The sequence below is a fragment of the Roseibium sp. genome (assembly GCF_965233565.1).
GTDB lineage: Bacteria > Pseudomonadota > Alphaproteobacteria > Rhizobiales > Stappiaceae > Roseibium.
In genome coordinates this window covers 367,270-393,776 of record NZ_OZ247494.1, presented here as the reverse complement: position 1 = coordinate 393,776, position 26,507 = coordinate 367,270, and the positions used below count along the sequence as shown (strand labels likewise).

The following is a 26,507-nucleotide window of genomic DNA, read 5'->3' as shown; positions in this document are numbered from 1 at the left end:
GCGGTCAGCTCGACTTGGCAGCCAGATGTTTTTCCAGCCAGTGAATGTCGTACTGACCGTTCGCGATGTCCTGATTGTCCACCAAATCGCGAAAAAGCGGAATAGTGGACTTGATTTCGTCAACGACAAATTCATCCAGGCAGCGGCGCAGGCGCATCATGCACTCAACACGGTTGCGGCCATGCACGATCAGTTTGCCGATCAGGCTGTCGTAATAGGGCGGGATCTTGTAGCCCTGATAGACACCACTGTCGACGCGCACGCCCAGACCACCTGGTGGGTGGTAATAGGTGATCGTGCCCGGTGATGGCGTGAAGTTGACCGGATCTTCGGCATTGATGCGGCACTCGATGGCATGGCCTTCGAACCGGATGTCGTCCTGGGTCATGTCCAGGTCGCCACCGGCGGCAATGCGGATCTGTTCGTTGACGAGGTCAATGCCGGTGATCATTTCGGTCACCGGGTGCTCCACCTGCAGGCGGGTGTTCATCTCGATGAAGTAGAACTCGCCGTTTTCATAGAGGAACTCGACGGTGCCGACGCCACGATATTTCAGCTTGCGCATTGCGCTGGCGACAATTTCGCCAATCTGGTTACGCTGTTCGGCATTGAGGCTCGGAGAAGGAGCCTCTTCCAGAACCTTCTGGTGCCGGCGCTGCAGGGAGCAGTCACGCTCGCCCAGATGAACGGCATTGCCCTTGCCATCGCCGAGCACCTGGATCTCGATGTGGCGCGGCTTGCCGAGATATTTTTCCATGTAGAGCGCGTCGTCGCCGAAGGCGGCCTTCGCCTCGGACCGGGCGGTCGACAATGCCGTATCCAGCTCTGCCTCGGTCTGGGCAACCTTCATGCCGCGGCCACCGCCGCCGGCAGCTGCCTTGACCAGAACCGGATAGCCGATCTCGCGTGCGATCGCATGGGCGTCGTCCGTTGCCCGGACTTCACCATCGGAACCTGGAACCACGGGAATGCCGAGATCCTTGGCGGTCTGCTTGGCCTGGATCTTGTCGCCCATCACCCGGATGTGCTCTGCGGTCGGGCCGATGAACTCGATGTTGTGCGCTTCGAGGATCTCGGCAAAGCGGGCGTTTTCCGACAGGAAGCCGTAACCCGGATGGACCGCATCGGCGCCGGTGATTTCACAGGCGGCCAGAAGCTGGGGGATGTTCAGGTAGCTGTCGCGGGCCGCTGGCGGCCCAATACAGACGCTTTCATCGGCGAGGCGGACATGCATGGCGTCGGCATCGGCGGTGGAATGCACCGCGACCGTTGAAATGCCCAGCTCCTTGCAGGCACGCAGGATGCGCAGGGCGATCTCGCCTCGGTTGGCGATAAGGATCTTGGAGAACATGGCCTGAGCGGCTCCTTATTCGACGATGATGAGCGGTTCGCCGAATTCCACCGGCTGGGCGTCGTCGACCAGGATCTGCTTGACGGTACCGGCCTTGGTGGAGGGGATGTGGTTCATGGTTTTCATGGCTTCGACGATCAGGATCGTCTGACCTTCGGACACCTTGTCGCCAACCTGAATGAAGGCGGCTGCACCGGGTTCCGGAGACAGATAGGCGGTGCCTACCATCGGAGAGGTCACGGTGGTGCCGGACTGGGCCGGTTCAGCGGCGGCAGCCGGTGGGGCTGCGGGAGCGGCCGCCGGTGCGGCTGCGGCAACGGGTGCTGCAGCCGGGGCGGCAACGCTCACCGGCGCATTGATGGACATCTGGCGTGCGACTCGGATGCGGGTGTCGCCCTGTTCCAGTTCGATCTCGGAGAGATTGGTTTCATCCAGGAGGACGGCGAGATCGCGGATCAGGGCCGTGTCAAATTTCTTGTTATCATTACGCATCATGTTCTGGCTCTCATACTCGGTCCGCAAGAAGCGCGGCGGGCCGTTTTCGGGATGACCGCTCCATCAAAACATGGGGTCTGTCCCATTCGTCTCCGGTCCTTCACAGAAGCAACACCGTTCGACGTTTTTGGCTCAAACGCGCTCTTTGCTCCGCCGATTCAGGGCGTACAAAGGTCTTTGGCCCGTCTCCGAAAGGACAACGGGCCAAGCTTCTTATAGGGATTCAAACGTATAAGGAAAACCCCCGATTTCTCATTGACATCGTGCTTCAGGGGTTTCCAACAGGCTTCGGTCCCAAAAGGACTCGTCAGCAGGTGGTCTGCTCGCAATTCTTGAGCGATTTGATCTTCTCATTGAGCTGCTCGTAGCCGACAGCACCCATGACAACCTCATCCCCGACGACATAGGACGGGGTACCGGTCAGACCAAGACGGTTGGCCAGAGAATAGACTTCTTCAATCGTCTGACCGGCCTCGTCGGTTTTCATCGCGGCCAGTAGGTCATCTTCGGCAATGCCGACACTTTTTGCTGCTGCTAGGGCGCTGGCGTTGTTCGCCTGTCCGCGGCTCAAGAGCAGGGCTTCGTGAAAGTCGCCGTATTTGTCGGGCGCGACAGAGTTGACCGCGACGGCGACCTGGGCTGCTTCCACCGACCCCTGGCCGAGCACCGGAAATTCCTTCAGAACCACCTTCAGGTCCGGATGTTCCTCGATCAGCTTGACCATGTCACCATAGGCACGCTTGCAGTAGCCGCAGTTGTAGTCGAAGAACTCGACCAATGCGACCGAGCCTTCGGGATTGCCAAGGACAACCTGGCGCGTCGAGTTGAACAGGACATCGGCACTGTCAGTCAGCGCCTGGACGCGCGCAAGTTCTGCGGCCTCCCGCTCACGGCGGTCGAGTTCCGTCAGGGCTTCGGCGATGATGTCGGGGTTCTCCAGAATGTATTCGCGGACGATCTTCTCGATGTCCTCGCGCTTCAGTTCCTGGGCAGCAGCCGGTACGGCCACCAGGGCAAGAAGCAGCGCACAAAGCGACAGGACGCGCATCAGGACCGGTGGATAGACTGACCGGATCGATTGAAGGGAGTGGGTCATCAAGGGCTCCTCGAGCAGCGTTCTTAAGGTTCGTTGTCTACGCCGCCCTGTGTGTCACAGATCTTATCGGCGATTCGGCACGTTAGGTGGTTTGTACGCGACAATGTCGTCGGCTTGAAGCCATGCGGGCGATCCGCGCTTCAAACTTTTTTGAGCACGGGCGGCGTAACGCTTCGCCGCCTGGAAATCACCGGTCACCATCAGGCCCTTTGCCGTGGCCAAATCTGCTTCTGCGCGCTCACCCTGCCGGCCATGTGCAATCGCAAGCTGGCTGTAGGCAACACCTGAATTGGCGTCCCGCTGGATCGCCTTTTTCAGGATGCTCTCGGCTTCCGCAAGTTTGGAATTGTCGTTGGAGCCCACAAGGGCATAGCCGAGCCAGACCATGAATTGCGGCTCGTTGGGTTTGATGGACAAGGCTTTGCGGAAGGGTGCGATCGCGCGTTTCGGATCTCCGCCTTCCAGGAGAGCCTGCCCCTTGAGTTCATAATAGTAGGGATTGTTGGGCTGGGTCCGGATCAGTGCATCGATCTCCTTGACGGCTCCCTTTCCGCGGCTCTTCATGGCTGCGATCGCCCTGGCATATTGTGCCGCCGGGCTCTTGTCCTTGCGCGGGTAGGCCCGAAGTGTTGCCGATGGATGGCTGGAAAAGGCAAACAGCTTGGCTCGGACGAGCTCGTGCCGGTATTGCAGGACATAGTCCTCAGCCTTGTTGAAATGCGGCGATTTCTGAGCCTCGCGCAGGAGACCGTTGTAACGGTCCTGGGCCATCGGGTGGCTCTGCGCGTATGGGTCCACGAATTGGCGGGTAAACATCTGTTGTTCCGACATACGCTGAAAGGTTTTCAGCATGCCGCGCGCGCTTTGACCGGTTGCGTTGAGATACCTCAAGGCGGCCCGGTCGGCCGCGGCCTCTTCACCGCGCTGATAAGACAACAGCGAACGCCGGCCGACAGATCCTGCGCCGAGGGCGATTGCGCCACCGCCTGATGCCGCCTGACCGGATCCGGAGGCGGCGCCCGCCGCAGCCGCGCCGGCACCAAGGATCATGCCGATCACGGACATGATCTGTGCGTTGGCAGCCGCGGAGCGCAACCTCACCAGATGGCGGCCGGCGATATGCCCTGTTTCGTGCGCAATGACGCCGATGACCTCACCGGGGGCCTCTGCCTCCATCAGCACACCGATATTGATGAACATGCGCCGGCTGTCCGGCACGAAGGCGTTGAAGCTCTTGTCGTTCACCAGAATGATCTGCGGTTCGGAATGGGCGATCCCGGCGACCTTGAAAATCGGCTTGGCATAGTCGCGCAAAAGCGCTTCGGTCTCGGCATCCCTGACCAGGGAAATCCTGCCGCGCTGCGCTTGCGCCGGCGTGATCAGGAGCGGTAGGGCAACGGCGATAGAACAGGTGAGGGCCAGCGTTTTCCGGAACAGGTTCCGGGCGGAAACCCGTTTCGACGGGTGGGGTCCAGATGCAAGACTGTGCACTGTTGCAATTCTCCATTCCGACTTCTTCGTGCGCCACAACCCACGCTCATGCAAGCGCACATTGTGAGCGAAGGTATGGAGACCCGACTTCCTGGTCAAGAAAGGCCGTATTACAAACCGGTAAGAATAGGGTCATCACATCGTCGCAGCCAGCAACGGCGTTGCATCTGCCGGGAAAATTCGCGATAGGGGAGGCTGTGTTTCAGCCTTGCCGCCAGGACCCGATGACAAAGAACGCCTTCCTTCCCTCCCGCCGCAGCGACGTTGCTCCTTTCATCGCCATGGATGTTCTCGCAGAAGCGGCCAGACTGGAGGCCGAAGGGCGAAAGATCGTACATATGGAAGTCGGCCAGCCGTCTGCCCCGGCACCACGTATTGCCCTGGAAGCGGCCCGCAGCGCGCTGGAGCATGGCCGTCTCGGGTATACGGAAGCGCTCGGGATTGCTCCGCTGCGCCAGGCACTGTCGGCGCATTACCTGAAGACCTACGGTGTTGAGGTACCCGCCGGGCGGATCATGGCGACCACAGGTTCGTCCGCCGGGTTCAACCTGGCTTTCCTGGCGGCTTTCGACCCGGGTGATCGCGTGGTCCTGACAGCGCCCGGTTATCCGGCCTACCGGAACATTCTGAAGTCGCTGGGGCTGGTGCCGGTTGAGATCGAGGTGGGAGAAGAGACAAGGTGGAGCCTGACACCGGCTCATCTCGATCAGGCACAGACGGATGGACCGATCAAAGGCGTTCTTGTGGCCAGTCCAGCCAATCCGACCGGGACCATGATGACCCCTGAAGCACTGGATGATCTGGTCCGCTATTGTGAAGATGCCGGGATCTGGTTCATTTCCGACGAGATCTACCATGGACTGGACTATGCCAGCGGGCAGAAGACCGCTCTGGAAACGTCCCGGAATGTCATCGTCATCAACAGTTTCTCCAAATACTACTGCATGACCGGTTGGCGTATTGGCTGGATGGTGCTGCCTGAACAGCTTGTCCGCCCGACGGAGCGCATCGCCCAGAGCCTCTATATTTCACCGCCGGAGCTTTCGCAGATCGCCGCGACGGCTGCGTTGGACGCGGTTCAGGAACTTGAAGCGGTGAAGGCCGTCTACGCGGCCAACCGGGATCTGCTGGTTGCCGGCTTGCCTCGGATCGGTCTGGACCGGCTGCTTCCCGTTGACGGTGCCTTCTACATCTATGCGGATATCAGCCGTTTCAGCCATGACAGCCTGGGCTTTGCCACGAAGATGCTTCAGGAAGCCGGTGTGGCGGCAACACCCGGTGTCGATTTCGACCCTGTGCACGGTCACGATTTCCTGCGTTTTTCCTTTGCCGGTGCTCATGAAGACATGAAAGACGCATTGGACCGGTTGTCCGGGTTTCTCGAATCTCATCAGACCGGATAATCCGCTTGGCCGGCCGGTCGGCAGTTCTTCGACAGTTTGACGCAACAACCTGCCTCATAAGGGGCAGGTTTTTCTGTCGGCCGTCATCTATGGCCGGCCCCCGCAACATCGCGGCACCAAGACAAAACCTGTTCTTGATCGGCCGGCAGGAGATTGGCGGGAGCTCCTGTGAAGTCCTCGAATGCTGCGCGATGCGTATCGGAAAGACCGATCAGGACCGGCACACCGCTTTCAATTGCCTTTGCAATCAACGCCCGGAAACCGCGTCCTTCCGCCTCGCTCAGGCCGAACTTGTTCAACATGACCAGATCTGCGCCTTGCTCTGTGAGACGGGTCTCGGCGATGCCTGCTGCTTCGGCAAGGGCACCGGCATCCAACCGGCAGGCTGACGAGCCGGCACCTAGATCCTGGCTGATGCGGATTGACATGCCATCCGGCAGAAGCCGCAGCGTATTGTCGCAATGTCCCATCTCGGTGTCTGCAGCCGGTACCCGTAACGCACCGACCAACCGGCATCCGTCATCAGCCAACCGGTCTGCCACCTTGTTCAAAAGGTGATCGGTTGGGACCTGTCCAGTCAGGGGAATGCACGCGATATCCATTCTCACACCTTAAGCTTGGTCCATGGCGGACGTGTTTACCGAATTCAAAGGCCATATGAGCCTTCCGATCCGCTTTCCGCCTTGCGATTTCGCAAAGTTTCACACAGCACAGTCTCGCCGGACCGTGTTTATGTGTTCGTTTGTACCCGTGATCAGGCTTCGATCCAGCCGGTCGCAATCACCATCGCTCGCCATTCACTTGTTTCCGCGCAAGAAAAAAGGCGGCCACTGGCCGCCTTTTTGACTGATGGATACAGATCCTAGAAGAACGAGCGGCCGCGTTGCCACCATCCGCCGCGCTTCGGCTTGTCTTCCTGCGCTTCACCGGAGGTTTCGCTTGTCACCACCGGTTCCGCAGGGGCGGAGGGCTGCTGTGGCTCTTCTTCTTCCGCTGCTTCGTTGGCAACAGGCTGTTCGGAAGTCGGCGTATCGACAACGATGGTTCCGGTTTCGCTATCGCTTTCGGCTGCGATTTCGGCTTCCCCGTCCATCTCGGCAGCCACCGGCTCTTCAGTCGATTGCGTTTCAGCCGGATCGACGGGTGTTTCTTCAACCGGCGCGGGGTCTTCCTCCGCGGTTACCGGGGCAGATGCGCTGACGTCTTCACCGTCAGAGGCCTCGGCTTCCGTCACCTGAGCTTCGCCGTCAACCTGTTGCTCGCCATCGGCTTCAGCGCTGCCGTCAGCTTCGGCGGTCTGCTCCTCGCCAGCTTCAGATGCAAGCGTCTCGCCTTCACCTTCACCATTGCGGCGCCCACGGCGGCCACCCCGACGGCCCCGACGCCGCTTGCGGCGGGGTTCGTCGTCACCTGCTTCGTCGTCCGAAGAGCGGGCTTCCTGCGGCTGTGCCTCAGCATCCGCGTCACCATCCTCGGCAGCTGCCTGTTTGGTGTCGCCATTGTCCTGCTGGCCGTCGCTACCGCCTCTGCGGCGCTTGCGCCGACGCCGACGCCGGCGGCCGTCACCTTCGCCTTCACCTTCGTCCTCGGACGCGGCTTCCTGATAGTCGGGCTGTTCGGTTTCCTCGTCGATGATCTCGATCGTGTCGGGTTGTACGGTCGGCGAGGGGGCCGGGAACCGGTCGCGGTCAACCGGCGCGCCGCGTTCCAGAACATAAAGCTGACCGTTGACCATATCGTCCGCATGGACTTCGATCTCGATCGCAAACCGGGTTTCAAGATCGACCAGGTTGGAGCGTTTCTGGTTCAGGATGTAGAGCGCAACCTGGGTGGTCGTCCGCAGGATCAGGTTATGCGATGCGCCCTTGAGGAGATTGTCTTCAATGGACCGCAAGACGTGCAGCGCAACCGACTCCACAGAGCGGATCATGCCGGTGCCCTGACAATGCGGGCAAGGCGTGGTCGAGCTTTCCAGGACGCCGGTGCGGATGCGCTGACGCGACATTTCAAGCAGGCCGAAATGTGAGATCCGGCCAACCTGGATACGCGCCCGGTCGTTCTTCAGGCAGTCTTTCAGCCGACGCTCGACGGCCCGGTTGTTTTTCGACTCCTCCATGTCGATGAAGTCGATCACGACCAGACCGGCCAGATCGCGCAGGCGCAGCTGGCGGGTGACCTCTTCGGCCGCCTCCAGGTTGGTCTGCAGCGCGGTGTCCTCGATATTGTGCTCCCGGGTGGACTTGCCCGAGTTCACGTCGATCGACACCAGAGCCTCGGTCTGGTTGATGACAATGTAGCCGCCGGATTTCAACGTCACCTGGGGCGAGAACATGGCATCCAGCTGCGGCTCTACGCCATAGCGGATGAAGAGAGGCGAGGGATCGCGATAAGGCTGGACGTTCTTGGCATGGCTCGGCATGAGCATGCGCATGAAGTCCTTGGCCTCGCGGTAACCTTCGTCACCTGCCACAAGGACTTCATTGATGTCCTTGTTGTAAAGGTCACGGATGGAGCGCTTGACAAGGCTGCCTTCCTCGTAGACGAGACTTGGCGCGCTGGATTTCAGCGTCAGTTCGCGCACATTTTCCCAAAGCCGCATCAGGTACTCGAAATCACGCTTGATTTCGGCCTTGGTCCGGCTGGCGCCCGCGGTGCGCAGGATGACGCCCATGCCCTCCGGCACGTCCAGTTCTGAAGCGATCTTTTTCAGGCGCTTGCGGTCTGTCGGCTGGGTGATCTTTCGGGAAATGCCGCCGCCACGGGCGGTGTTCGGCATCAGCACCGAATAGCGGCCAGCCAGGGACAGGTAGGTGGTCAGGGCAGCACCCTTGTTGCCGCGTTCTTCCTTAACGACCTGAACCAGAATGATCTGGCGGCGCTTGATGACTTCCTGGATCTTGTACTGTTTGCGCGGCGGCACGATGCGCTCAGGAACCTCTTCCATTGCGTCTTCGGCGCCGACGGATTCGACCGCGTCTTCATCGTTATCGCTGTCTTCGTCATCCTCGGACTTCCGGCGGCGGCGGCGGCTTCTGCTGCGCACCGGTGCGACTTCTTCTTCAGACTCGCCCTCGGATTCGACTTCATCCGACGATGCGTCCGCCTCGTCGCTGTCGTCACCTGCCTCTTCAACGTCCGCCTCTTCACCGTCGGCATCAGGGGCGCGAGCGCTCAGGCCTTCTTCATCGGTGGGCGTGTCGGAAGACGATTCGTCTTCAGTACTGCTTGCGTCGGCTTGCGCCGGATCCGGCGTTTCGGCTGTCTGCGACGCGTCTGCAGCAACAACAGCGTCTTCTGCTGCGTCACTCTGTTCAGCTTCGTCGGCGGAACCTTCAACTTTCTCGCTGGCGACCGTCTCGGTCGATTCGTTTTTCGCAGCGCGCGAGCGGCGGCGGCGCTTCGGCTTTTCCTCCGCTTCAGCATCATCGCGCTGACGATCGGCAGCTTCGGCCGCAAGCAAGGCCTCGCGGTCGGCGACCGGGATCTGGTAGTAGTCCGGGTGGATTTCGCTGAAAGCGAGGAAGCCGTGGCGATTGCCGCCATATTCCACGAAAGCGGCCTGGAGCGATGGCTCGACCCGCGTGACTTTTGCTAGATATATATTCCCGCGCAGCTGTTTCCGATTTGCTGCTTCAAAGTCGAATTCTTCAACCCGATTGCCACGCACGACGACGACCCGGGTCTCTTCCGGGTGGCCCGCGTCGATCAGCATTTTGTTTGCCATTATTGAACGTCTCCACGGCAGCGCTCATGGGCGCGTATGCAAAACGCGCATCGCCCGAAAGGAGGATGGCTGCCGTACTGGTTTTGCTAAGATGAGAAAGGGCGTCTGCGCCCGGCGCGGTCGTATGATCAACGCAAGCGGCCGCTGGTGCCGTTCCTTGCAATATGTCGATCACCATGTGCATCGCGCGGGTCCTTCGGGGCAACGCAGGCCCTTGAGTTAAGTCGTTGTACCAAGCCGGTCTGCAGTTCGGCTTCATTGCCTGAGCTGCGTCCGGTCGCGGAAGGGGTCATCCGTTCTTGTCCGCCGCGTACCTCGCCGGAAAAACTGCCATCTGTTTCAGGGCATTACGTCGCGAGGCGGGGCGGTCTCAAACAGATACCGCTACCTTGTCCGCTGCCTTCCAGGTCCTTCAATTCAACCGTCAGAACGGCCTCTGTCCTGTCGTTCGCAGGCCTTGGAATGCAATGACGTTGTGGATAGGTACCCATGTCCGCCATCTGGGAAGGTATCGGTATCGAACCGAAATCCGTAAGGTACTATTACGATCCGGAGCGTCGCAATGCAAGCAATGTGAATTGGATAAGGCATTTTCCTGTCGTTGTAGTTCGCGTATGACAGGCGCTGCGGGGACGAAACCGGGCAGTAGACAAGCAATATGGCCGGAAGAATCGAATTGGTAAACGGAATGAAGCCGCTAACAGGCTGTGACTTGCGCATGAAGGCGTCGCTGGCAAAGGCCTTGGTGATCTGCCTGTCAGTGTTGTTCTGCATGTTTGGCAGCTTGTCTCACGTCGCCGTGGCTGAAACGGCCAAACCGGTTGTGACCGGTGCCCGCGTGGCCGGTGACGAGAGCCGGACACGATTCGTGCTTGATATGGATCGTCAGGTTTCCCCGGCGATTTCCGGGCTCGCCAATCCCTACCGGCTGATCATCGACCTTCCGGAAGTCGTTTTTTCCATACCAAGCGAAGCGGGACGGGAGGGGCGCGGACTGGTCTCCGATTGGCGCTTCGGTTTGTTTGCGCTCGGAAAGTCGAGAATAGTCATGGACCTTTCCGGTCCGGCCAAGGTTGACAAAACTTTTTTCCTGCCTGCCGTGGACGACCAGCCGGCGCGCCTGGTTGTGGATCTGGTCAAGACCTCGCCGGATGCCTTTTCAGCATTCGTAGAGGCATCGAGAAGCACGCCGGAAGCGCAGGCGCAGAATTCCGCGCCGAAGAGCGACCGGCTGACGGCCGAAAAGAATCGCGTCAAGCCGCTGATTGTTCTGGATCCCGGTCACGGCGGCATCGATACGGGGGCAACCGGCGTTCACGGCACGCTGGAAAAGGCGATTGTGCTCGATTTCGCGTTGCTTCTGAAAGAGAAGCTGGACGAAACCGGCCTTTATGAAGTTGAACTTACCCGGAGCGATGACACGTTTGTGTCGCTGGCGCGCCGCGTTGAAATTGGCCACGAGCTGGCAGCGGACCTGTTCATCTCGATCCATGCCGACTCGGTGCGTCGGGGGCAGAAATTTGCACGCGGCGCGACCGTTTATACGATTTCCGACAAGGCTTCCGACCAGCTGGCTCAGGATCTCGCCGAATCGGAAAACATGTCCGACGTGATTGCCGGGGTCGAGCTCGACGAGGAACCAACGGAAGTGACCGATATCCTTCTGGACCTGGCACGGCGCGAAACACGATCGTTTTCGGTCTATTTTGCGCGAACGCTGGTGAGTGAGCTGGAGAGTGCGGTCAGGCTGATCAACAATCCTCATCGTTCTGCAGGTTTCCGTGTGCTGAAGGCGCATGACGTGCCCTCCGTGCTCGTGGAACTTGGATATCTGTCCAACGAACACGACGAGAAACTGCTGATATCGGACGAATGGCGGGAACGCATGGCCAATGCGATGAATGAGGCGATCCACGCGTTCTTCCGGCCGCGTCTGGCGCGCCAGCCGGAAACACCTTCGCAGTAAAAGTCCCTGGCCGTCACGCAGAATCGCCTGGGGGCAGTGCCTTTGCCTCAGCATCGCCATATTGCTGCAAGAGGAAGACGCATAAGTTTGTGCAAGGACCGGCATCTGAACGTGCCGAGTTCAGGTTTCCGTGTTAAGAACTGGAAGTGGCAGAGCAGATTTGCTCGCAAGACGGGGAAAGACGAGCCCGCGGTATGAAATTCTTGGTGAAGTTTTTTGGCTATCTGTTCGGGATCGGTGCGGTCTTCGCGCTTCTGATTGCGGCCGGCGTTTGGATGTATCTGCAGACCCTTTCCGAAGATCTGCCGGACTACACCGCTCTGAAGAATTACGAGCCGCCGGTGATGACCCGCGTTCACGCCGCAGATGGCAGCCTGATGGCGGAGTATGCAACGCAGCGCCGTATGTTTCTGCCGATCCAGGCCATTCCCGATCAGGTGAAGGAAGCCTTCATCGCGGCGGAAGACAAGAATTTCTACAAGCATATCGGGGTGGACCCGGAGGGCATCGCCCGCGCCTCCGTGCGCTTCGTCCAGAATTACGGGTCGGGCCGTCGGCCGGAGGGTGCATCGACGATCACCCAGCAGGTCGCGAAGAACTTTCTCTTGTCCGACCTCGTAAGTGAGGAGCGGCGGCGCCGTTCGGCAGCTTATGAGCGCAAGGTGAAGGAAGCCATCCTGTCGCTGCGCATCGAGCAGGCCTATACCAAGGACGAGATCCTCGAGCTTTATCTCAACGAGATCTATTTCGGATTCGGCGCCTACGGGGTCGCGGCGGCGTCACTGATCTATTTCGACAAGTCGGTGCATGAGCTGAGCCTAGAAGAAATCGCCTACCTGGCCGCGTTGCCGAAAGCGCCCAACAACTATCATCCGTACCGCAAAACCGAAGCAGCCGTTGCCCGGCGCAACTACGTGCTCGATCGCATGATGGCCGACGGTTACATCACCACGGCAGAGGGCGAGGAAGCCAAGCAGAAACCGATCGTCGTCAAGCCGCGCGAAACCGGTTCCCGGCTGTTTGCCGCTGAATATTTCACCGAGGAAGTCCGCCGCGAAGTCGCAGAGATCTTCGGTGACAAGCGCCTCTATGAAGGTGGTCTTTCCGTGCGCTCGACCCTGGATCCAGAACTGCAGAAAATTGCCCGCAAGTCCCTGATGGACGGGTTGATCAAGTTTGATCATCAACGTGGCAGCTGGCGCGGTCCTGTCGACAGGATCACGCTTGGCGCAGACTGGGGCGTGGATCTTGCCAAAATCGAAGCGTTGAGCGATCTGCCCGAGTGGCGGCTTGCCGTCGTTCTTGAAAGCGGCAGCGATCAGGCCAAGGTCGGTGTTCAGCCTGAGACACTGGTCAGTGGCCAGTTGTCCGATGAACGCAAGTCCGGCCCGCTCTTTCTGGAGACCATGAAATGGGCTCGGGTCAACGGCCGGGCGCCAAACACGGTTTCCGACGTGCTGGCGCCGGGGGACGTTGTCTATGTTCAGGAAAGCAGCGTCGCACCCGGCACATTCGAACTGCGTCAGATCCCGAAGGTTTCCGGCGCGCTGGTCGCCATGGATCCCTATACCGGTCGCGTTCTGGCCCTTGTCGGCGGTTTCAGTTTTGCACAGAGCGAGTTTAACCGAGCCACGCAGGCCTATCGCCAGCCGGGTTCCTCCTTCAAGCCTTTCCTTTATGCCGCAGCCCTCGACAACGGCTATACCCCGTCTTCGGTGATCATGGATGCGCCGCTTGAGATCAGCCAGGGGCCGGGGCTCGGCACCTGGCGGCCGCAGAACTATGGCGGCAAGTTTTACGGCCCGTCGACCTTGCGCACCGGGATCGAATTGTCGCGGAACGTCATGACCGTCCGGCTTGCACAGGACATGGGTATGCCGCTCGTGGCCGAATATGCCAAGCGGTTCGGCATCTATGACAATATGCTGCCGGTTCTATCCATGTCGCTGGGGGCAGGGGAAACCACCGTCCTGCGGCTGACTACCGCCTATGCGACCATTGCCAACGGGGGCAAGAAGGTCCGTCCGACCCTGATCGACCGGATCCAGGACAGGTATGGCCGGACGATCTACAAACATGACAGCCGTATTTGCGATGGTTGCACCCAGGACTCCTGGAGCGGCCAGGGAGAACCGACCCTCATCGATGATCGCGAACAAGTGCTTGATCCGATGACGGCCTATCAGATCACATCGATGATGGAAGGTGTTGTGCAACGTGGTACCGCCACGCGTGTGCGCGCCGTTGGCCGTCCGGTTGCCGGGAAAACCGGTACCACCAATGATGAAAAGGACGCCTGGTTCATGGGCTTCACGCCCGACCTCGCCGTCGGTGTCTTTGTCGGCTATGACAATCCGAAGCCAATGGGGCGCGGGGCAACGGGCGGGCAGGTCGCTGCCCCGATCTTCACGGAATTCGTGAAGCAGGCCCTTGCCGACAAACCGCCTGTCGAATTCCGTGTGCCCAGGGGCCTGCAGCTGATTGCCATCAATCGAGGCACAGGGCAGCGGGCAACGCCTGGAACACCAGGCGCGATTCTGGAAGCCTTCAAGCCGGGCATGGCGCCGAATGACAGCTACTCGGTGATTGATTTCCAGAGTTCGATGGGTGTTCCGACTTCCGTTTCCCCGGAAGCGGCCGGAGCGGTCTTCCAGGGGACCAGCGGCCTCTACTGACAAACTGATATCCGTGAGGCGGCGGCCTGTTCTGCAGGCCGCCGCCTCATCTGTTTACAGGGACAGCCCGCGCGGGTAATGTCCCGCTCCAATTTGCGGCCCGGCAGCTTGAGAAAAGCGGACGGACCCAATCCCGAAAACAAGCGAGGTATCCGATGCGCGCCGAGATGGAAGCGATCGTCGATGAAATCAAGCAGGCCATAAGCCTGCTGAGGAGGCATCTTTGACTGGGATCAGGCTCTTGTCCGTCTGGAAGAACTGAACGCTCTGTCCGAGGACCCGGAACTCTGGAATGATCCCAGCAAGGCGCAAAAGCTGATGCGCGAACGCCAGCAGCTCGATGACGGCATCAGTGGTGTCAGGGCGCTGGAGCAGGATCTGGCCGACAATATCGAGCTGATCGAACTTGGCGAGATGGAGGACGACACGTCCGTCATCGAAGACGCCGAGGGCGCGCTGCGGGGCCTGAAGGACAAGGTGGGCGAATTGCAGTTGCAGTCGCTTCTGTCCGGGGAGGCCGATGGCAACGATACCTATCTGGAAATTCACTCTGGCGCAGGCGGGACCGAAAGCCAGGACTGGGCCTCAATGCTGCTGCGCATGTATCGCAGATGGGCGGAGAAGCGCGGCTTCAAGGTTGAAGTGCTGGAATACCAGGATGGCGAAGAAGCCGGCATCAAATCGGCGACCCTGCTGGTCAAGGGTGAAAATGCCTATGGCTGGTTGAAGACCGAGTCGGGCGTTCACCGTCTTGTCCGAATTTCGCCCTATGACAGCAACGCCCGCCGGCACACCAGCTTCTCCAGTGCCTGGGTGTATCCGGTGATCGATGATTCCATCGAAATCGACATTAACGAAAGCGATTGCCGGATCGATACCTACCGTGCGTCCGGCGCCGGCGGTCAGCACGTGAACACGACCGACTCGGCAGTCCGCATCACGCACCAGCCATCAGGTATCGTGGTTCAGTGTCAGTCCGAGCGGTCACAGCACAAGAACCGGGCAACGGCCTGGAACATGCTGAAGGCCCGCCTTTACGAGGCCGAGCTGAAGAAGCGGGAAGAGGCGGCGAGCGCCGAAGCGGCGTCCAAGACCGATATCGGCTGGGGGCACCAGATCAGGTCTTACGTCCTGCAACCCTACCAGCTTGTAAAAGATCTCAGGACCGGCGTGGAAAGCACGTCGCCGGGCGATGTCCTGGATGGTGATCTGAACAAGTTCATGGAAGCGTCGCTGGCGCAGCGTGTGTTTGGCGGAGACCCGGTCGAGGTCGAGGATATCGACTGACTTTGCAGGGAAATGCCAACAAGAGAACGGGGCCGATTGGCCCCGTTTTCATTTGCCCCTTAAAGGGCGAGCTCGGCCAGCTTTTCACCTGCGGACAGGAAACTCGCGGGATTGCTCGGCTTGTCGTGGCGGCGCACCTCATAGTGAAGATGCGGCCCGGTGGAGCGACCGGTTGAACCGACATTGCCGATCAGATCACCTGCCAGGACGTGATCGCCTTCAGCCACCTGAATGCGGCTCAGATGGGCATAACGCGTCACAAATCCGTTGGCGTGGCGAATCTCGACCATTTTGCCATAGCCGCCCTTCCACTTTGCACTGAGCACAGTGCCCGGGGCAGAGGAAAAGACGCGGGCGCCGTAGGGGGCCTTGAAATCGATGCCGGTATGCATGGCAAGACGTCCCAGAAACGGGTCGACGCGTGGTCCGTAGCTGCTGGAGACCGAGCCGTTTCGGATCGGCCGTTTGATCGGCAGTCTCAAGGCGGTAAATTTCACGCGGCGCAAGGCGGTCAACGCGGCATTGGCACGCTCCAGCCGGTCAGGAAAATTCTCTTCGGTGATGGGCTGAAACGGGCCACCGAGCGCGGATTGTTTGCGCAGGGCCTTGTTTACGCCGGGGGTGATTGCACTTGTAATGCCGAGAATTTCCTCGATGCGGCTTTCGGTGGCCACAGTGATTGCATCAACGGCCGCGGTGCTTTCCACGTCCATCTCGGAAATATTGGCTTTTATTGCGTCGAGAGCGGCCTGCTTTTCAGAGTTTTTTTTTAACGCATCCGGCACGCCTGCCTCACCGGAGATGGGCTGTTGCAAGATAGTGAGCGGGTCAAAACTCTTGCTTGCGCCGTCACGCAGACCGAGCGCCTTGACCGGCTCGTCGATCAACTCGCTCTCGCCGCCAATCGCCGTGCTGTCATTGCCATCCAGAGCTGCCAGCCCACGGGAATCCAGCGACGGTTTCTGAGGAGGTAGCGGCTTGTCTTTGCTCAGGTAGATACCAACGCTCTCGGCCCTGGCCACGAGATCGGTGACGATGGCATGGCGTTGGCTGAGATCATGCTGACGGCGCAGCACGTCCATGACCTGGATCTCAACCGTTTCCCGATCGACCATCTGCCGGCTTGTCAGCGTCTCGATTTCGGCCCGAAGACGGTCGATGTGGTTCTGGTATTCCAGCACAAGTTCCGTGCGCTCTGCGCTGGCTTCCGCGATCAGGTCATTGCGCATCATGTAGTAGCCGACTGTTCCGGCAACGGCGAGGGTGGTCGCCACGCAAGCCAGGGCGCCACAAATCAGATGCACGGGCCGCATCGTATAGGTGGTTTTTTTCGCCGCCATTCCGAGCGCCGCGTCTTGCGTGGCTGCCCGGGGGGCTTGATAGGTCTGCGTCTTTTCTTGGCGCTGTTGCATCATCACTCAGTCACTGTCTGCATTCTGCATGAGAACTGAGTCTGATTAGAATTTGGTAAGGTTAATAAATCGTCTTCATCGTATCGCAAATTACCCAACGAGAGGCGCAAGAGGCTTGTAAAAACCGGGGGTTAGCCCAGCTTCCGAACGCGCGCGGTCGTTGAAGGGGGGCTTCAGGGCCCCGCGGAAATGACGTCTGACATACTCATGAAAGGCCGGTTCGGGCCTGATTCCCTGGCGGTCACACAAGAATCGGAACCACTTTGCGCCAAAGGCAACGTGGTTCTTTTCATCCCGGTAGATGATGTCGAGACACTTGGCGGTATCCTCGTCGCCGATCGAACGGGCCTTTTCGATCATCGGGGGCGTGATGTCGAGACCGCGGGCTTCCAGGACAAGGGGAATGATCGCCAGACGGGCGGCCAGGTCATGGCCGGTGTCCTGCGCCGCCTGCCACAGTCCGTCATGGGCGGGCAGGTCGCCATAACGTGCGCCAAGTCTGGCAAGCCGGTCCTGTAGCATGGCGAAATGCTTCGCTTCTTCCAGTCCGACCCGCACCCAGTCGTCATAGTAGGACCTCGGCAGGCGCACAGCGGCAAAACGACCGATCAGGTCCCACGTGAGATCGACGGCGTTGAGCTCGATATGCGCGAGCGAATGGATCAGCGCCAGTCTGCCTGCGGTGCCGGTCAGGCTGCGTTTGGGCATATCCCTGGGCGCCCGCAGCTCCGGTTTGCATGGACGGCCCGGCCGATCGGGCATAGGGCCGTCTTTCGAAGGAGACCCGAGTGCGAGCTGGCGCTGAAACCATGCCTTGGACACGGTGTAGGCAAGACGGACTTTTTCAGACGTATCGTCAGAGGCCACGATCGTCCGCGCGCCGGCGACAAGGCTGGACGCCGGACAGGTTTCTTCAGATGATTGCATGGTCATGGATCCTGGATCGCCTGTCAGGCTTCGTCGTCAGAGGGCTCGGGCTGCCTCCAGGACCGCTTCGGCATGGCCCGGAACCTTCACCTTGCGCCAGATCTGGGCGATTTTTCCGTCCGCGTCCACCAGAAAGGTTGAGCGTTCCACGCCCATGTATTTCTTGCCATACATGTTTTTTTCCACCCAGACGCCATAGGCCTGCGCAGTGCTTGTCTCCGTGTCTGCTCCGAGGCGAAGATTAAGATCATGCTTGGCAGTGAACTTGTCATGTTTGGCCGCAGTATCGGGCGAGAGTCCGATGATGGTGATGCCGAGACCGTCGAAATCCTTGTGAAGCGCGGTGAAAGCAATTGCTTCTTTGGTGCAGCCCGGGGTGTCGTCCTTGGGATAAAAATAGACCACGGCGGGTTTTCCCTTCAGGGCACTGAGTGCAACGCGCTCGCCACCATTGCCTTCAAGATCAAAATCCGGTGCGCTGTCTCCAATGGCCAATTCGCTCATCATGCCTTCCTTCTGTCAAAGTTTGTGCGTTAATGCCGGTTTGCGTTGCTTCCCGAACCGCCGCTGTCGCTTTTTCTGGTCCAATCGCGGTATCATGAAAAGATGAGCGACTCACGTAGGGTTGCGAAGGGTTAGCGCAAAGTCCCGTTTTGAATCAAACCGAAACGCCTGTTTTACGCATGCAGGCAGAGAACTGGATTGACGGATTTGCCACAAAAGGGCGAATTAGGAGCTGCAGAAAAGACCGGGCCGCAAAAACGCAGGCGTCTGCGTTTGCGATGGCTGGTCGCTGTGCTTCTCGTTTCCGTGGTCGCCGGGCTCGTTGCGCTGTTTGCTTCCGGGCCTGTTCGGGTCCCCCTGCTGGGCAGTCTTCTGGCTCACCAGGGAACGCGCGGACCGGTGCAGCTTTCTGTCGCCCACGCGAGCCTAGATTTTACCGCCCCGGATGGAATCATCGTCCTGATTTCGGATGTGGAGGCGGAAATTGGCGGCGCTTCTCCCGTCAGGATTCGTCTGCCGGAACTGATCGCTCCGCTCGACAGGGATGCACTTCTTGGCGGAAATATCCACTTTAGCTGGCTTGATCTGAAAGACCCGGAGGTCAGCGTGGAGCTGCCCGGCGGCCCGGCAAAGGTTCCGGAGATGGAACCTCTCATGGAAGCGATCGATCAAGTCAGCGATGTCATTGACGACCAGTTTGCCCGCCGCGCCTTACGTTTTGTGCGCATCCGCAACGCTTCCGTGGACCTGTCCGGCAAATCGCTCCGGCGCTTCGAAGGCATCGATGCCGACATCTTCCGAAACGAGAACAGGGCGGTCAGGGTTTACGCCAAAGTGACCGGAAATGTCTCGACCTGGCGTATGGAGCTGGCCCGCAGTGCTCCTGAGGGTGGCAACCAAAAAAATATCGGTGTCGTTGTCAACGGAATTACATTGGCCGAACTGCTGGGACCTGATGCGAATGTAGCGCAAGGCAAGGGGTTTGGACTGCCGGCCTCGGCCAAAATTGAAAGCCGGCTGACAGCAGACGGAAAGTTTCTGACTGCAAATGCCGTTGCTCGTGTCCGCAACGGCTGGTTCCAGATGGGCAAAACGCTTGTCGCGTTTGACGATGCGGCGGTGTCTTTGTTGTTCCGCCAGGGGCGCAACGATATAGAGATCACCAAGTCGCATATCATTCGTGGAAACACGCGAATCTTCCTGAACGGGGTAATCGCTCCCGTGGAGGGCAACAGTTCCGAATGGAAGATCTTTCTGGATTCTGAAAATCCGCAATTCGGATCGGCGGACGTACCGGAAGCCCCCCACATGATGGACGGCATTCAGGTCCGGGCGCGCTTTGATACGCAAGAGCGGCTCCTGTCCATCGACAGGTTTACCGCCCGGTCAGGTAAAGCCGTCGCCCATGGAGTGGCTTATCTTGAGATAACTCCTGAGGGACCGTACCTCGCGCTGGCCGCCGAAGGCGAGCAGATCCCGGTCGCCGTTGCCAAGCAGCTCTGGCCGATCACTCTCGTGCCGCCGGCGCGAAAATGGGTCAATGAACGGCTCAAGGCCGGCCTGATCGAAAAGGTCTCCTTTACCGGGGCGGTCCGCCCGCCGGCATTTGATCACCGCGATCCCAATCCTGGCTGGTCCGGCAACGATATGCGCATGGACATGACATTTTCCGATGCGGCCGTGACGCCGGTCGGCGATGTGCCGGAAGTCAGTGGCCTCAACGGCACGCTTGTTGTCCAGGATGAGACACTGACTGTAACGGCGCGGGACGGCAAGGCGACGGCGTCCACGGGTGGTCTCGTAGAAGTGCCGCAGGCGGTCTTCAAGATTTTGAAACTGCCACTGCGGGACGGGAAACTGGCCGAGATTTCTACGAGGATCGAGGCAGCAGCTCTTGACCTCGGCGCCGTAATCAATAGTGCCCCGTTCAAGATCCTCGACAAGGCCGGTCTTGTGGCAGGTGGGGTCGAGGGAGACGGAAAACTCGATATTGCAGCAAGTTTTCCGCTCGAAAAGACGATCGATATCGCCAAGATCGACTGGCAGGCAACCGGCGACCTGACCGATTTCACGGATGCAAATCCGATCCTGGGCCATACCGTGGCCAACGCGGACCTTTCACTGGTCGCAGACCGTGACCAGGTCGCGATCACGGGCCGGGGTATCCTGGATGGCCTGAAGGCGGACATTGACCTTGTCGTGCCGCTGGGAGAATCCGGAATTGCCGCCCGGCAGGATGTCGTTGTCAGGGTCACGGCCAACCAGCTGAAGGACAAGGGCATCGACCTGACTGCCTTTCTGGACGGCGCCATGACCTTGAGCGTCGCGAAGGCGGCCGAGGGACAGGATTTCGTAATCGATCTGAAACAGACCGATCTGCGCCTGAAGGCGCTTGGCTGGCAGAAAGCCAAGGGTGTTCCGGCAACTGCGTCCTTCCGGCTGGTTGAGACGGAAACTGACCGAAAGATCCAGGGCTTCAGGTTGTCCTCGGAGGGCGTCAATGTTGCCGGCAACATGAACCTGTCCGAGACGGGCGACCTCGTCAGCGCCTCCTTCGACACTTTCCGGCTGCGTCCCGGCGACAATGTTGAAGTTGAAATCCAGAAGGCTTCCGACGGCCGTTACGACATCATATTCACAGGCGAGTCCTTTGACGGCCGCGGTCTGGTTCGCAATATGCGTGACCCCGGAGGCAGCAAAGGGGCCGGTGATTTTTCCGAAGGCGCCCGGATTGCTGCGACCATCGACAGGGTGACCGGTTTCAACAATCAGTCGATCAACCAGTTCAGCGGTCAGGTAGAAACCGGTGCAAAAGGACTGATGTCCGCTGACCTGAAAGGGTTGGTGAACGGACGTTCGAAATTCGAGTTCGTCGTTGCCGACCAGGGTGGGGCCCAAACAGCCAATGCGCGCTTTGAAGACACGGGAGCGACATTGCGCTTTCTCGATCTTTACGAGCGCATGCAGGGCGGTGCCGGATCGCTCAGTGTTGCGATGGCGGATGAGGACAGCTGGGTTGGTGAATTCAATGTCCGGTCGCTGCAGATTACCGAAGATCCCGCCATCAAGCGGATCCGCGAACGGGACCGGTCCAAGTTTAACCAGGACGGATCTGTCGCCAGCACACGCGAGGTAAACGGCAGCGCAAGTTTCGACACGCTCGTGATCAACTTCGCCCGTGAAGGCGACCAGTTGACCATCAGCCGGGGCGCTCTGCGGGGCAATGCGCTCGGAGGTACAGTCAGCGGAACCGTCGATCTTGCGCAGCAGACCATGAGCCTGACGGGCACTTTCGTGCCGATCTATGCCCTCAACAACTTCTTTGCCAAGATCCCCCTGCTGGGTTTTGCGCTCGGAGGCAATTCCGGGGAAGGGCTGATCGGCGTGACCTACAAGTTGTCAGGATCCGTGTCCGACCCAGTCCTGTCCGTCAACCCGATCTCCGCGATCGCCCCGGGTATCTTCCGCAAGATGTTCGAGTTCCAGTCCAACTAGCTGCTGCGTTTCAGTTTCAAGAAAAAGGGCCGCATTGCGGCCCCTTCACCTCTTGTCCTGTTGGCCTCGGAACGGCGAATGCGGCCTAGACCGGTTTCAGCAGGACATGTTTCTTCTTGCCCAGGGACAGTTTGATGATGCCGTCATCGGTCAGGTCGGCGGCGGTGAGTTGGCGCTTGTCGTTTTGCTCGCCCTGGTCGTTGATCTTGACCGCACCGCCCTTGATGTTGCGGCGAACATCTCCGTTTGAGGCGCACAGGCCTGCGGTGACGAAGGCAGAGAGGACACCAAGGCCGGCTTCCAGTTCTGCCTTGGCGATCTCAACCGTTGGCAACCCTGCGGCGGACTGTCCCTCCTCAAAGGCCTTTCGCGCCGTTTCCGCTGCAGCCTCCGCCTTTTCACGGCCGTGGATCAGCGCGGTCGCTTCGGTGGCCAGCACCTTCTTCGCATCGTTGATTTCCGAGCCCTGAAGCGCGGCAAGGCGGGCGATCTCGTCCATGGGCAGGACCGTGAACAGTTTGAGGAAGCGTTCAACATCCGCGTCCTCGGTGTTTCGCCAATACTGCCAGTAGTCATAGGCGGACAGCTGTTCCTCGTTGAGCCAGACTGCGCCAGCCGCAGTCTTACCCATCTTTGCACCCGAGGAGGTGGTCAGGAGGGGCGAAGTGAGAGCAAAGGCATCGACCTCGGACAGACGCCGGACCAGATCCGTTCCGGACAGGATATTGCCCCACTGGTCGGAGCCGCCCATCTGCAGGCGGCAGCCCGTACGGCGGTAGAGTTCAAGATAGTCGTATCCCTGGAGCAGCATGTAGTTGAATTCCAGGAAGGACAGATGCTGTTCGCGTTCCAGCCGCAGGCGGACCGAATCCCGCTGGATCATCTGGTTGACTGAAAAATGTCTGCCGATGTCGCGCAGGAAATCGACATAATTCAGCTTCAGCAGCCAGTCGGCGTTATCAAGCATCAGGGCATCGTTCGGGCCGTCACCAAAGGTGAGCAGCTTCTCGAAAACCTTCTTGATCCCGGACTTGTTTTCCTCGATCAGCTCTTCGGTGAGCATCTTGCGCGATTCATCCTTGCCGGACGGATCGCCGACGCGCGTGGTGCCGCCACCCATGAGGGCAATCGGCCGGTGCCCGGTTTTCTGGAACCAGTGCAGCATCATGATCGGCACCAGGGAACCGGCATGCAGGCTCGGCGCGGTGCAGTCGAAACCGATATAGGCGGTTACAGTTTCCTTGGCGCAGAGCGCATCCAGTCCTTGCGGATCTGAAATCTGATGAATGAAACCGCGCTCTGAAAGAACGTTTAGAAAGTCCGATTTGAACTCGCTCATGCCTGCCTGTCCGTGCTGTTTTGCCAATTGGCGTCCTCGGCGACGTGCTCTAGCGCGTGCAGCCGGTCTTGTAAATTGCAGCCCGCTGGAAATCAGCCCATTGCAGGGGCGAAGCCGAAGCGGATCGGTATAAATGCATCCGTTACCAGGGCCGCAAGGAGCAGCAAGGCAAAGGAGGCGGCGATCAGAAGCACCTGGATGGGGAGCGACAGCTTCGCCATTTCCATGGCCCGATGGGCGCCATGCGATGTGCCGTGGGTGTGGGGTCCCATGGCTTCCATCTGCATTTCCGGGGACCGGTGCCCGAGAGCGGGCGTATCCTTGCCGGGCATGGTCATGCAACCATGTTTCAGATGAGCTGTGACCAGCCAGTAATTAACGGGGTAGGCCGTCACCAGTCCCACAACGGAGGCCAGGTTCATCCGAAACCAGAATTCTGCTGAGAGCGGGTTCTCAGACCCGGGCCAAAGGCCACTGAGGAGGATCATTGTCGGAAGCATTCCTGCCATGACGCAATTCATGGACACGGTTTCGGCGAAGAAGGTCTTGCGAACCGCCTTCCAATAGTCTCCGTCGAACATGGCGCGCATCATCAGAGCCTGAAACACAAACAGTCCGCACAGAAAGCCGGCGGCATATTCGAATGTGCTGTCCCAGCCGTTGGTCAGCCCGAGCATCGGGACAATGGCGGCGGCAATGACAATGCCGGTGGCGTCGCCTGCCAGGCAGTGCATCTCACTGTTGATTGCCTGTTTCCAGGGTTTGTTGGTGAACTGGTCATGCCCGCCGGGGAAAGGCCGCCGGCAGGTCATCAGGTAAAGAAAACATCCGACGGGGCCGGTATAGGCCACAACAAGTATCCACGCGAGACGCTGGACCCAACTGGTGACACCGTTGAAGAGCGAATCCCAAATCACGAATGCGAGACTGGCTGCTGTCAACGAGAACCAGACAATCATGGCGCCTTGCAACATGATTTTTCCTCCATGTTTGCCGGATTGAACGGGCGTGCGACCGGCAAATGGATGGCTGATTGGCGAATATGTTTCCAGCCGGTCAGGAACCACGGACCTTTACGCAAACGAATTTCAATTCGCTTTGTTCCCAGGCCAATCGCATGCCATCGGACAGGGTGCGTGGAACGGCTTCCGACAGGGCGGCTTCACAGTCTGCTTCACTTTGAAACGTGCCCTGATCGGCAACCGCCCAGCTGTTCGGGCCGACGAGCAGTTGAACGGATACAGCCATGATCACCCACATGAATAACTCCCCAAGAAAACGATGTCCGTGCGTCCTGTTTAGCACGTTCGCGCGAAAGTGACCCAGCGTGATTGTGGTCACAGCTCATGCGGGGAAGGTGACGTAGGGTCTTCCTATCAGCGGTGAGGAACCCGTTTTGACACTTCGAAAGGACCCCACATGTTCCGCAAGTTCGCAATCGCCGTTTCCGCCGTCGCCGTTCTGGCAACCGCAACTGTCGCCTTGGCTCCCACCCAGGCGCACGCCAAGAACCGAGCCGGCGCAGTTGCTGCTGGGGCCATTATCGGCCTGGCCGCCGGGGCCATCATCGCCAATCAGGCCCGCCCGCGTTACCACGCACCGGTTCGCTGTACCTATCGTCCGGTCACCCGCTGGGATCCCTATTACGGTCGATATGTGGTCGTTGCCCATCGCCGGGTCTGTTATTGATTTCAGGACCTGAAACTGAGAACGAATGGCCTCCTTCGGGAGGCTTTTTCGTGTCCGGTTTGTGTAAGCGCGTGCGCTTGCCTAAGGCGTGATGTTCTCGCCGGCATCCTTGTCGGTCAATCCGTGCACCACGATCCTGCCGCCCCGATCGTCGATCTCGCCTTCGATCAGGCCAAAAACGGTCAGGCTCGCTTCCGGCTCAACAATGACCGGGCCCTGAAGAATGCCGTGAAGGTTGACGGTGACACCCCTGCGTATCGTCAATCCCGCTTCGGCAATGCCGTGAAAGTCCAGATCCTCGTCAGCAATGTAGTGGCTTGAACTCACGCCGTTAAACTCTTTCATGACAACTCGCTTTGCCGGAAAAGTTTTTATCAATTCATTGGAAAATATCATCCGGGACTTGTTGAGGCGATTAGACAAACGTCAAATCCGGGGGTTGCCTAAGGGAGCTTGGCAAAGCCATCCGCGGCCGGGACAGGGGCCCGCCCAGGGGAGTCAGGTGCTATACAAGAAAGCCGGGTGCGCAACGCTTGTGAGCCGGGGCAAGCGACGCCAAGCTGTGCGCAATCGATTCCCATCCCGGCAGGTGCCTCATGTCAGTAAACTCTTCATCCCCGTCACGATCTTGTCACCTCATGTGCGGGGCCATGACACCTGGGCCGGCCAATACAATTGCAGATGTTGCAGGTGTGACGGTGGGACACAGAACGCTCGAAGAGGGCAACCTGCGCACCGGTTTCACGGCCGTGCTGCCTCACGCTGGCAACCTGTTCCGAGAAAAGCTGGTGGCGTCGGTGGAAGTTATCAACGGCTTCGGCAAAAGCGCGGGTCTAATCCAGGTCGAAGAACTCGGTACCCTGGAAACGCCGATCCTGTTGACCAACACCTTTGGTGTGGGCACCGGTGTCAACACCCTGATCCGCCGCGCAATTTCCGAGAACCCCGAGATCGGACGATCGACCGGGACGGTGAACCCGGTGGTCCTGGAATGCAATGACGGCTATCTGAACGACATTCAGGCGATCGCCTTGACAGCAGCGGATGCGGAGGCTGCCCTGGCGGCCGCCGGCGTCGACTTTGAACAAGGCAGCGTTGGCGCCGGAACCGGCATGAGTGCTTTTGGCTTCAAGGGGGGTATCGGTTCGGCTTCGCGCCGGTTCGAACTGGACGGGCGCATCTTCACGCTGGGGGCTCTGGTACTGGCCAATTTTGGCAAACCCGGGGATCTTGTCTTGCCAGACGGTCGAAAGCCGCAACCGAAAGCGTCTGCGCAAACGGAGGAACGCGGATCTGTCATTATCGTTCTGGCCACGGATGTGCCGCTGGAAAGCCGGCAGCTGAAACGGGTGGCGAGGCGCGCTGGGGCCGGGCTGGCCCGGCTCGGCGCCTATTACGGCAACGGCAGCGGGGATATCGCCCTGGCCTTTTCGACAGCGACCCGTCTCGAACATTTCGAACAGCGCGATCTCATCGTGCGCGATATTCTGCGGGAGGGCAAGATCGACCTGCTTTTTCAGGCATCGGCCGAAACCACGCAGGAAGCCGTGCTGAACGCCATGATCGCGTCACCGGCGATGCGCGGCCGAGGGCGAAGCAAACGTCCAAGCCTTGCGGACTGGTTGCAAGAGAGCCGCGATCATACTGGCTAAA

20 protein-coding genes are annotated in these 26,507 nt (G+C 59.5%); 7 read left to right on the top strand and 13 right to left on the bottom strand.

The window, feature by feature from the left end; translation table 11 throughout:
* Nucleotides 1-4: 4 nt before the first annotated feature.
* From accC to ACO6TG_RS01750, 4 genes are all read right to left on the bottom strand, one after another.
* The gene (gene accC, locus ACO6TG_RS01765) at nucleotides 5-1,351 is read right to left on the bottom strand and encodes an acetyl-CoA carboxylase biotin carboxylase subunit (RefSeq protein ID WP_422376598.1); all 1,347 of its coding nucleotides are present in this window, start codon (nucleotides 1,349-1,351) and stop codon (nucleotides 5-7) included.
* A gap of 15 nt (nucleotides 1,352-1,366) precedes the next feature.
* Nucleotides 1,367-1,843 carry an acetyl-CoA carboxylase biotin carboxyl carrier protein gene (gene accB, locus ACO6TG_RS01760; protein WP_422378828.1) on the bottom strand — a complete coding sequence of 159 codons (477 nt, stop codon included), beginning with the start codon at nucleotides 1,841-1,843 and terminating at the stop codon, nucleotides 1,367-1,369.
* A gap of 310 nt (nucleotides 1,844-2,153) precedes the next feature.
* Nucleotides 2,154-2,942, bottom strand: coding sequence for a DsbA family protein (locus ACO6TG_RS01755; RefSeq protein WP_422376597.1), 789 nt, complete (start codon nucleotides 2,940-2,942; stop codon nucleotides 2,154-2,156).
* 63 nt (nucleotides 2,943-3,005) lie between these two features.
* Nucleotides 3,006-4,433, bottom strand: coding sequence for a M48 family metalloprotease (locus ACO6TG_RS01750; protein WP_422376596.1), 1,428 nt, complete (start codon nucleotides 4,431-4,433; stop codon nucleotides 3,006-3,008).
* Between the two features lie 224 nt (nucleotides 4,434-4,657).
* Here ACO6TG_RS01750 and ACO6TG_RS01745 point away from each other — a divergent pair, with 224 nt between their 5' ends.
* Nucleotides 4,658-5,836 carry a pyridoxal phosphate-dependent aminotransferase gene (locus ACO6TG_RS01745; protein ID WP_422376595.1) on the top strand — a complete coding sequence of 393 codons (1,179 nt, stop codon included), beginning with the start codon at nucleotides 4,658-4,660 and terminating at the stop codon, nucleotides 5,834-5,836.
* An 83-nt stretch (nucleotides 5,837-5,919) separates the two neighbouring features.
* Here ACO6TG_RS01745 and ACO6TG_RS01740 read toward each other — a convergent pair whose 3' ends face one another.
* Both ACO6TG_RS01740 and ACO6TG_RS01735 read right to left on the bottom strand, forming a co-directional pair.
* Nucleotides 5,920-6,438, bottom strand: coding sequence for a DUF2478 domain-containing protein (locus tag ACO6TG_RS01740; protein WP_422376594.1), 519 nt, complete (start codon nucleotides 6,436-6,438; stop codon nucleotides 5,920-5,922).
* Between the two features lie 260 nt (nucleotides 6,439-6,698).
* Nucleotides 6,699-9,560: an Rne/Rng family ribonuclease gene (locus ACO6TG_RS01735; protein WP_422376593.1), complete on the bottom strand. Its 2,862-nt coding sequence runs from the start codon at nucleotides 9,558-9,560 to the stop codon at nucleotides 6,699-6,701.
* Nucleotides 9,561-10,248: 688 nt separating this feature from the next.
* Here ACO6TG_RS01735 and ACO6TG_RS01730 point away from each other — a divergent pair.
* The 3 genes from ACO6TG_RS01730 to prfB all read left to right on the top strand — a co-directional run bounded on the left by ACO6TG_RS01730 (nucleotide 10,249) and on the right by prfB (nucleotide 15,488).
* Nucleotides 10,249-11,526 (top strand): N-acetylmuramoyl-L-alanine amidase, encoded by a 1,278-nt coding sequence (locus ACO6TG_RS01730; protein ID WP_422376592.1) that lies wholly within the window; start codon nucleotides 10,249-10,251, stop codon nucleotides 11,524-11,526.
* A gap of 203 nt (nucleotides 11,527-11,729) precedes the next feature.
* On the top strand, nucleotides 11,730-14,201 hold the full coding sequence (locus tag ACO6TG_RS01725) for a penicillin-binding protein 1A (RefSeq protein WP_422378827.1): 2,472 nt from the start codon (nucleotides 11,730-11,732) through the stop codon (nucleotides 14,199-14,201).
* A 155-nt stretch (nucleotides 14,202-14,356) separates the two neighbouring features.
* Nucleotides 14,357-15,488 (top strand): peptide chain release factor 2 gene (gene prfB, locus ACO6TG_RS01720; protein ID WP_422376591.1). Its coding sequence is split into 2 segments (ribosomal slippage): nucleotides 14,357-14,425 and nucleotides 14,427-15,488, totalling 1,131 coding nucleotides; the frame shifts between segments, so codons are not numbered across the junction.
* Nucleotides 15,489-15,547: 59 nt separating this feature from the next.
* Here the strand turns inward: prfB and ACO6TG_RS01715 are convergent.
* The 3 genes from ACO6TG_RS01715 to bcp all read right to left on the bottom strand — a co-directional run bounded on the left by ACO6TG_RS01715 (nucleotide 15,548) and on the right by bcp (nucleotide 18,331).
* On the bottom strand, nucleotides 15,548-16,828 hold the full coding sequence (locus tag ACO6TG_RS01715; protein WP_422376590.1) for a M23 family metallopeptidase: 1,281 nt from the start codon (nucleotides 16,826-16,828) through the stop codon (nucleotides 15,548-15,550).
* 162 nt (nucleotides 16,829-16,990) lie between these two features.
* A complete protein-coding gene (locus ACO6TG_RS01710) occupies nucleotides 16,991-17,827 on the bottom strand; it encodes a ferritin-like domain-containing protein (RefSeq protein WP_422376589.1) in 837 nt (278 codons plus the stop codon).
* Between the two features lie 36 nt (nucleotides 17,828-17,863).
* A complete protein-coding gene (gene bcp, locus ACO6TG_RS01705; RefSeq protein WP_422378826.1) occupies nucleotides 17,864-18,331 on the bottom strand; it encodes a thioredoxin-dependent thiol peroxidase in 468 nt (155 codons plus the stop codon).
* 198 nt (nucleotides 18,332-18,529) lie between these two features.
* Between bcp and ACO6TG_RS01700 the strand changes: the two genes are divergently transcribed.
* Nucleotides 18,530-21,826, top strand: coding sequence for an AsmA-like C-terminal domain-containing protein (locus tag ACO6TG_RS01700; protein ID WP_422376588.1), 3,297 nt, complete (start codon nucleotides 18,530-18,532; stop codon nucleotides 21,824-21,826).
* Between the two features lie 85 nt (nucleotides 21,827-21,911).
* Here the strand turns inward: ACO6TG_RS01700 and tyrS are convergent, their stop codons facing one another.
* From tyrS to ACO6TG_RS01685, 3 genes are all read right to left on the bottom strand, one after another.
* Nucleotides 21,912-23,165, bottom strand: a complete 1,254-nt coding sequence (gene tyrS, locus ACO6TG_RS01695) for a tyrosine--tRNA ligase (protein ID WP_422376587.1) — start codon at nucleotides 23,163-23,165, stop codon at nucleotides 21,912-21,914.
* A gap of 92 nt (nucleotides 23,166-23,257) precedes the next feature.
* A complete protein-coding gene (locus tag ACO6TG_RS01690) occupies nucleotides 23,258-24,139 on the bottom strand; it encodes a DUF4396 domain-containing protein (protein WP_422376586.1) in 882 nt (293 codons plus the stop codon).
* An 82-nt stretch (nucleotides 24,140-24,221) separates the two neighbouring features.
* Nucleotides 24,222-24,413 (bottom strand): hypothetical protein, encoded by a 192-nt coding sequence (locus ACO6TG_RS01685; RefSeq protein WP_422376585.1) that lies wholly within the window; start codon nucleotides 24,411-24,413, stop codon nucleotides 24,222-24,224.
* Between the two features lie 171 nt (nucleotides 24,414-24,584).
* Between ACO6TG_RS01685 and ACO6TG_RS01680 the strand changes: the two genes are divergently transcribed.
* Entirely contained in the window at nucleotides 24,585-24,854 is a 270-nt protein-coding gene (locus tag ACO6TG_RS01680; RefSeq protein WP_422376584.1) for a tyrosyl-tRNA synthetase, read from the top strand.
* Between the two features lie 81 nt (nucleotides 24,855-24,935).
* Here ACO6TG_RS01680 and ACO6TG_RS01675 read toward each other — a convergent pair whose 3' ends face one another.
* Nucleotides 24,936-25,199, bottom strand: a complete 264-nt coding sequence (locus tag ACO6TG_RS01675) for a hypothetical protein (protein ID WP_422376583.1) — start codon at nucleotides 25,197-25,199, stop codon at nucleotides 24,936-24,938.
* A gap of 305 nt (nucleotides 25,200-25,504) precedes the next feature.
* Between ACO6TG_RS01675 and ACO6TG_RS01670 the strand changes: the two genes are divergently transcribed.
* Entirely contained in the window at nucleotides 25,505-26,506 is a 1,002-nt protein-coding gene (locus tag ACO6TG_RS01670; protein ID WP_422376582.1) for a P1 family peptidase, read from the top strand.
* Nucleotide 26,507: the final 1 nt, after the last annotated feature.

Excerpts from the sequence above, each read along its gene's own strand:
- ACO6TG_RS01710 (WP_422376589.1), bottom strand. The coding sequence starts at position 17,827 with ATGCAATCATCTGAAGAAACCTGTCCGGCGTCCAGCCTTGTCGCCGGC.
- ACO6TG_RS01715 (WP_422376590.1), bottom strand. The coding sequence starts at position 16,828 with ATGGCGGCGAAAAAAACCACCTATACGATGCGGCCCGTGCATCTGATT.
- ACO6TG_RS01675 (WP_422376583.1), bottom strand. The coding sequence starts at position 25,199 with ATGAAAGAGTTTAACGGCGTGAGTTCAAGCCACTACATTGCTGACGAG.
- ACO6TG_RS01755 (WP_422376597.1), bottom strand. The coding sequence starts at position 2,942 with ATGACCCACTCCCTTCAATCGATCCGGTCAGTCTATCCACCGGTCCTG.
- ACO6TG_RS01745 (WP_422376595.1), top strand. The coding sequence starts at position 4,658 with ATGACAAAGAACGCCTTCCTTCCCTCCCGCCGCAGCGACGTTGCTCCT.
- tyrS (WP_422376587.1), bottom strand. The coding sequence starts at position 23,165 with ATGAGCGAGTTCAAATCGGACTTTCTAAACGTTCTTTCAGAGCGCGGT.
- ACO6TG_RS01690 (WP_422376586.1), bottom strand. The coding sequence starts at position 24,139 with ATGTTGCAAGGCGCCATGATTGTCTGGTTCTCGTTGACAGCAGCCAGT.
- ACO6TG_RS01670 (WP_422376582.1), top strand. The coding sequence starts at position 25,505 with ATGACACCTGGGCCGGCCAATACAATTGCAGATGTTGCAGGTGTGACG.
- ACO6TG_RS01730 (WP_422376592.1), top strand. The coding sequence starts at position 10,249 with ATGAAGCCGCTAACAGGCTGTGACTTGCGCATGAAGGCGTCGCTGGCA.
- accB (WP_422378828.1), bottom strand. The coding sequence starts at position 1,843 with ATGCGTAATGATAACAAGAAATTTGACACGGCCCTGATCCGCGATCTC.
- ACO6TG_RS01740 (WP_422376594.1), bottom strand. The coding sequence starts at position 6,438 with ATGGATATCGCGTGCATTCCCCTGACTGGACAGGTCCCAACCGATCAC.
- accC (WP_422376598.1), bottom strand. The coding sequence starts at position 1,351 with ATGTTCTCCAAGATCCTTATCGCCAACCGAGGCGAGATCGCCCTGCGC.
- ACO6TG_RS01685 (WP_422376585.1), bottom strand. The coding sequence starts at position 24,413 with ATGGCTGTATCCGTTCAACTGCTCGTCGGCCCGAACAGCTGGGCGGTT.
- ACO6TG_RS01680 (WP_422376584.1), top strand. The coding sequence starts at position 24,585 with ATGTTCCGCAAGTTCGCAATCGCCGTTTCCGCCGTCGCCGTTCTGGCA.
- ACO6TG_RS01735 (WP_422376593.1), bottom strand. The coding sequence starts at position 9,560 with ATGGCAAACAAAATGCTGATCGACGCGGGCCACCCGGAAGAGACCCGG.
- bcp (WP_422378826.1), bottom strand. The coding sequence starts at position 18,331 with ATGAGCGAATTGGCCATTGGAGACAGCGCACCGGATTTTGATCTTGAA.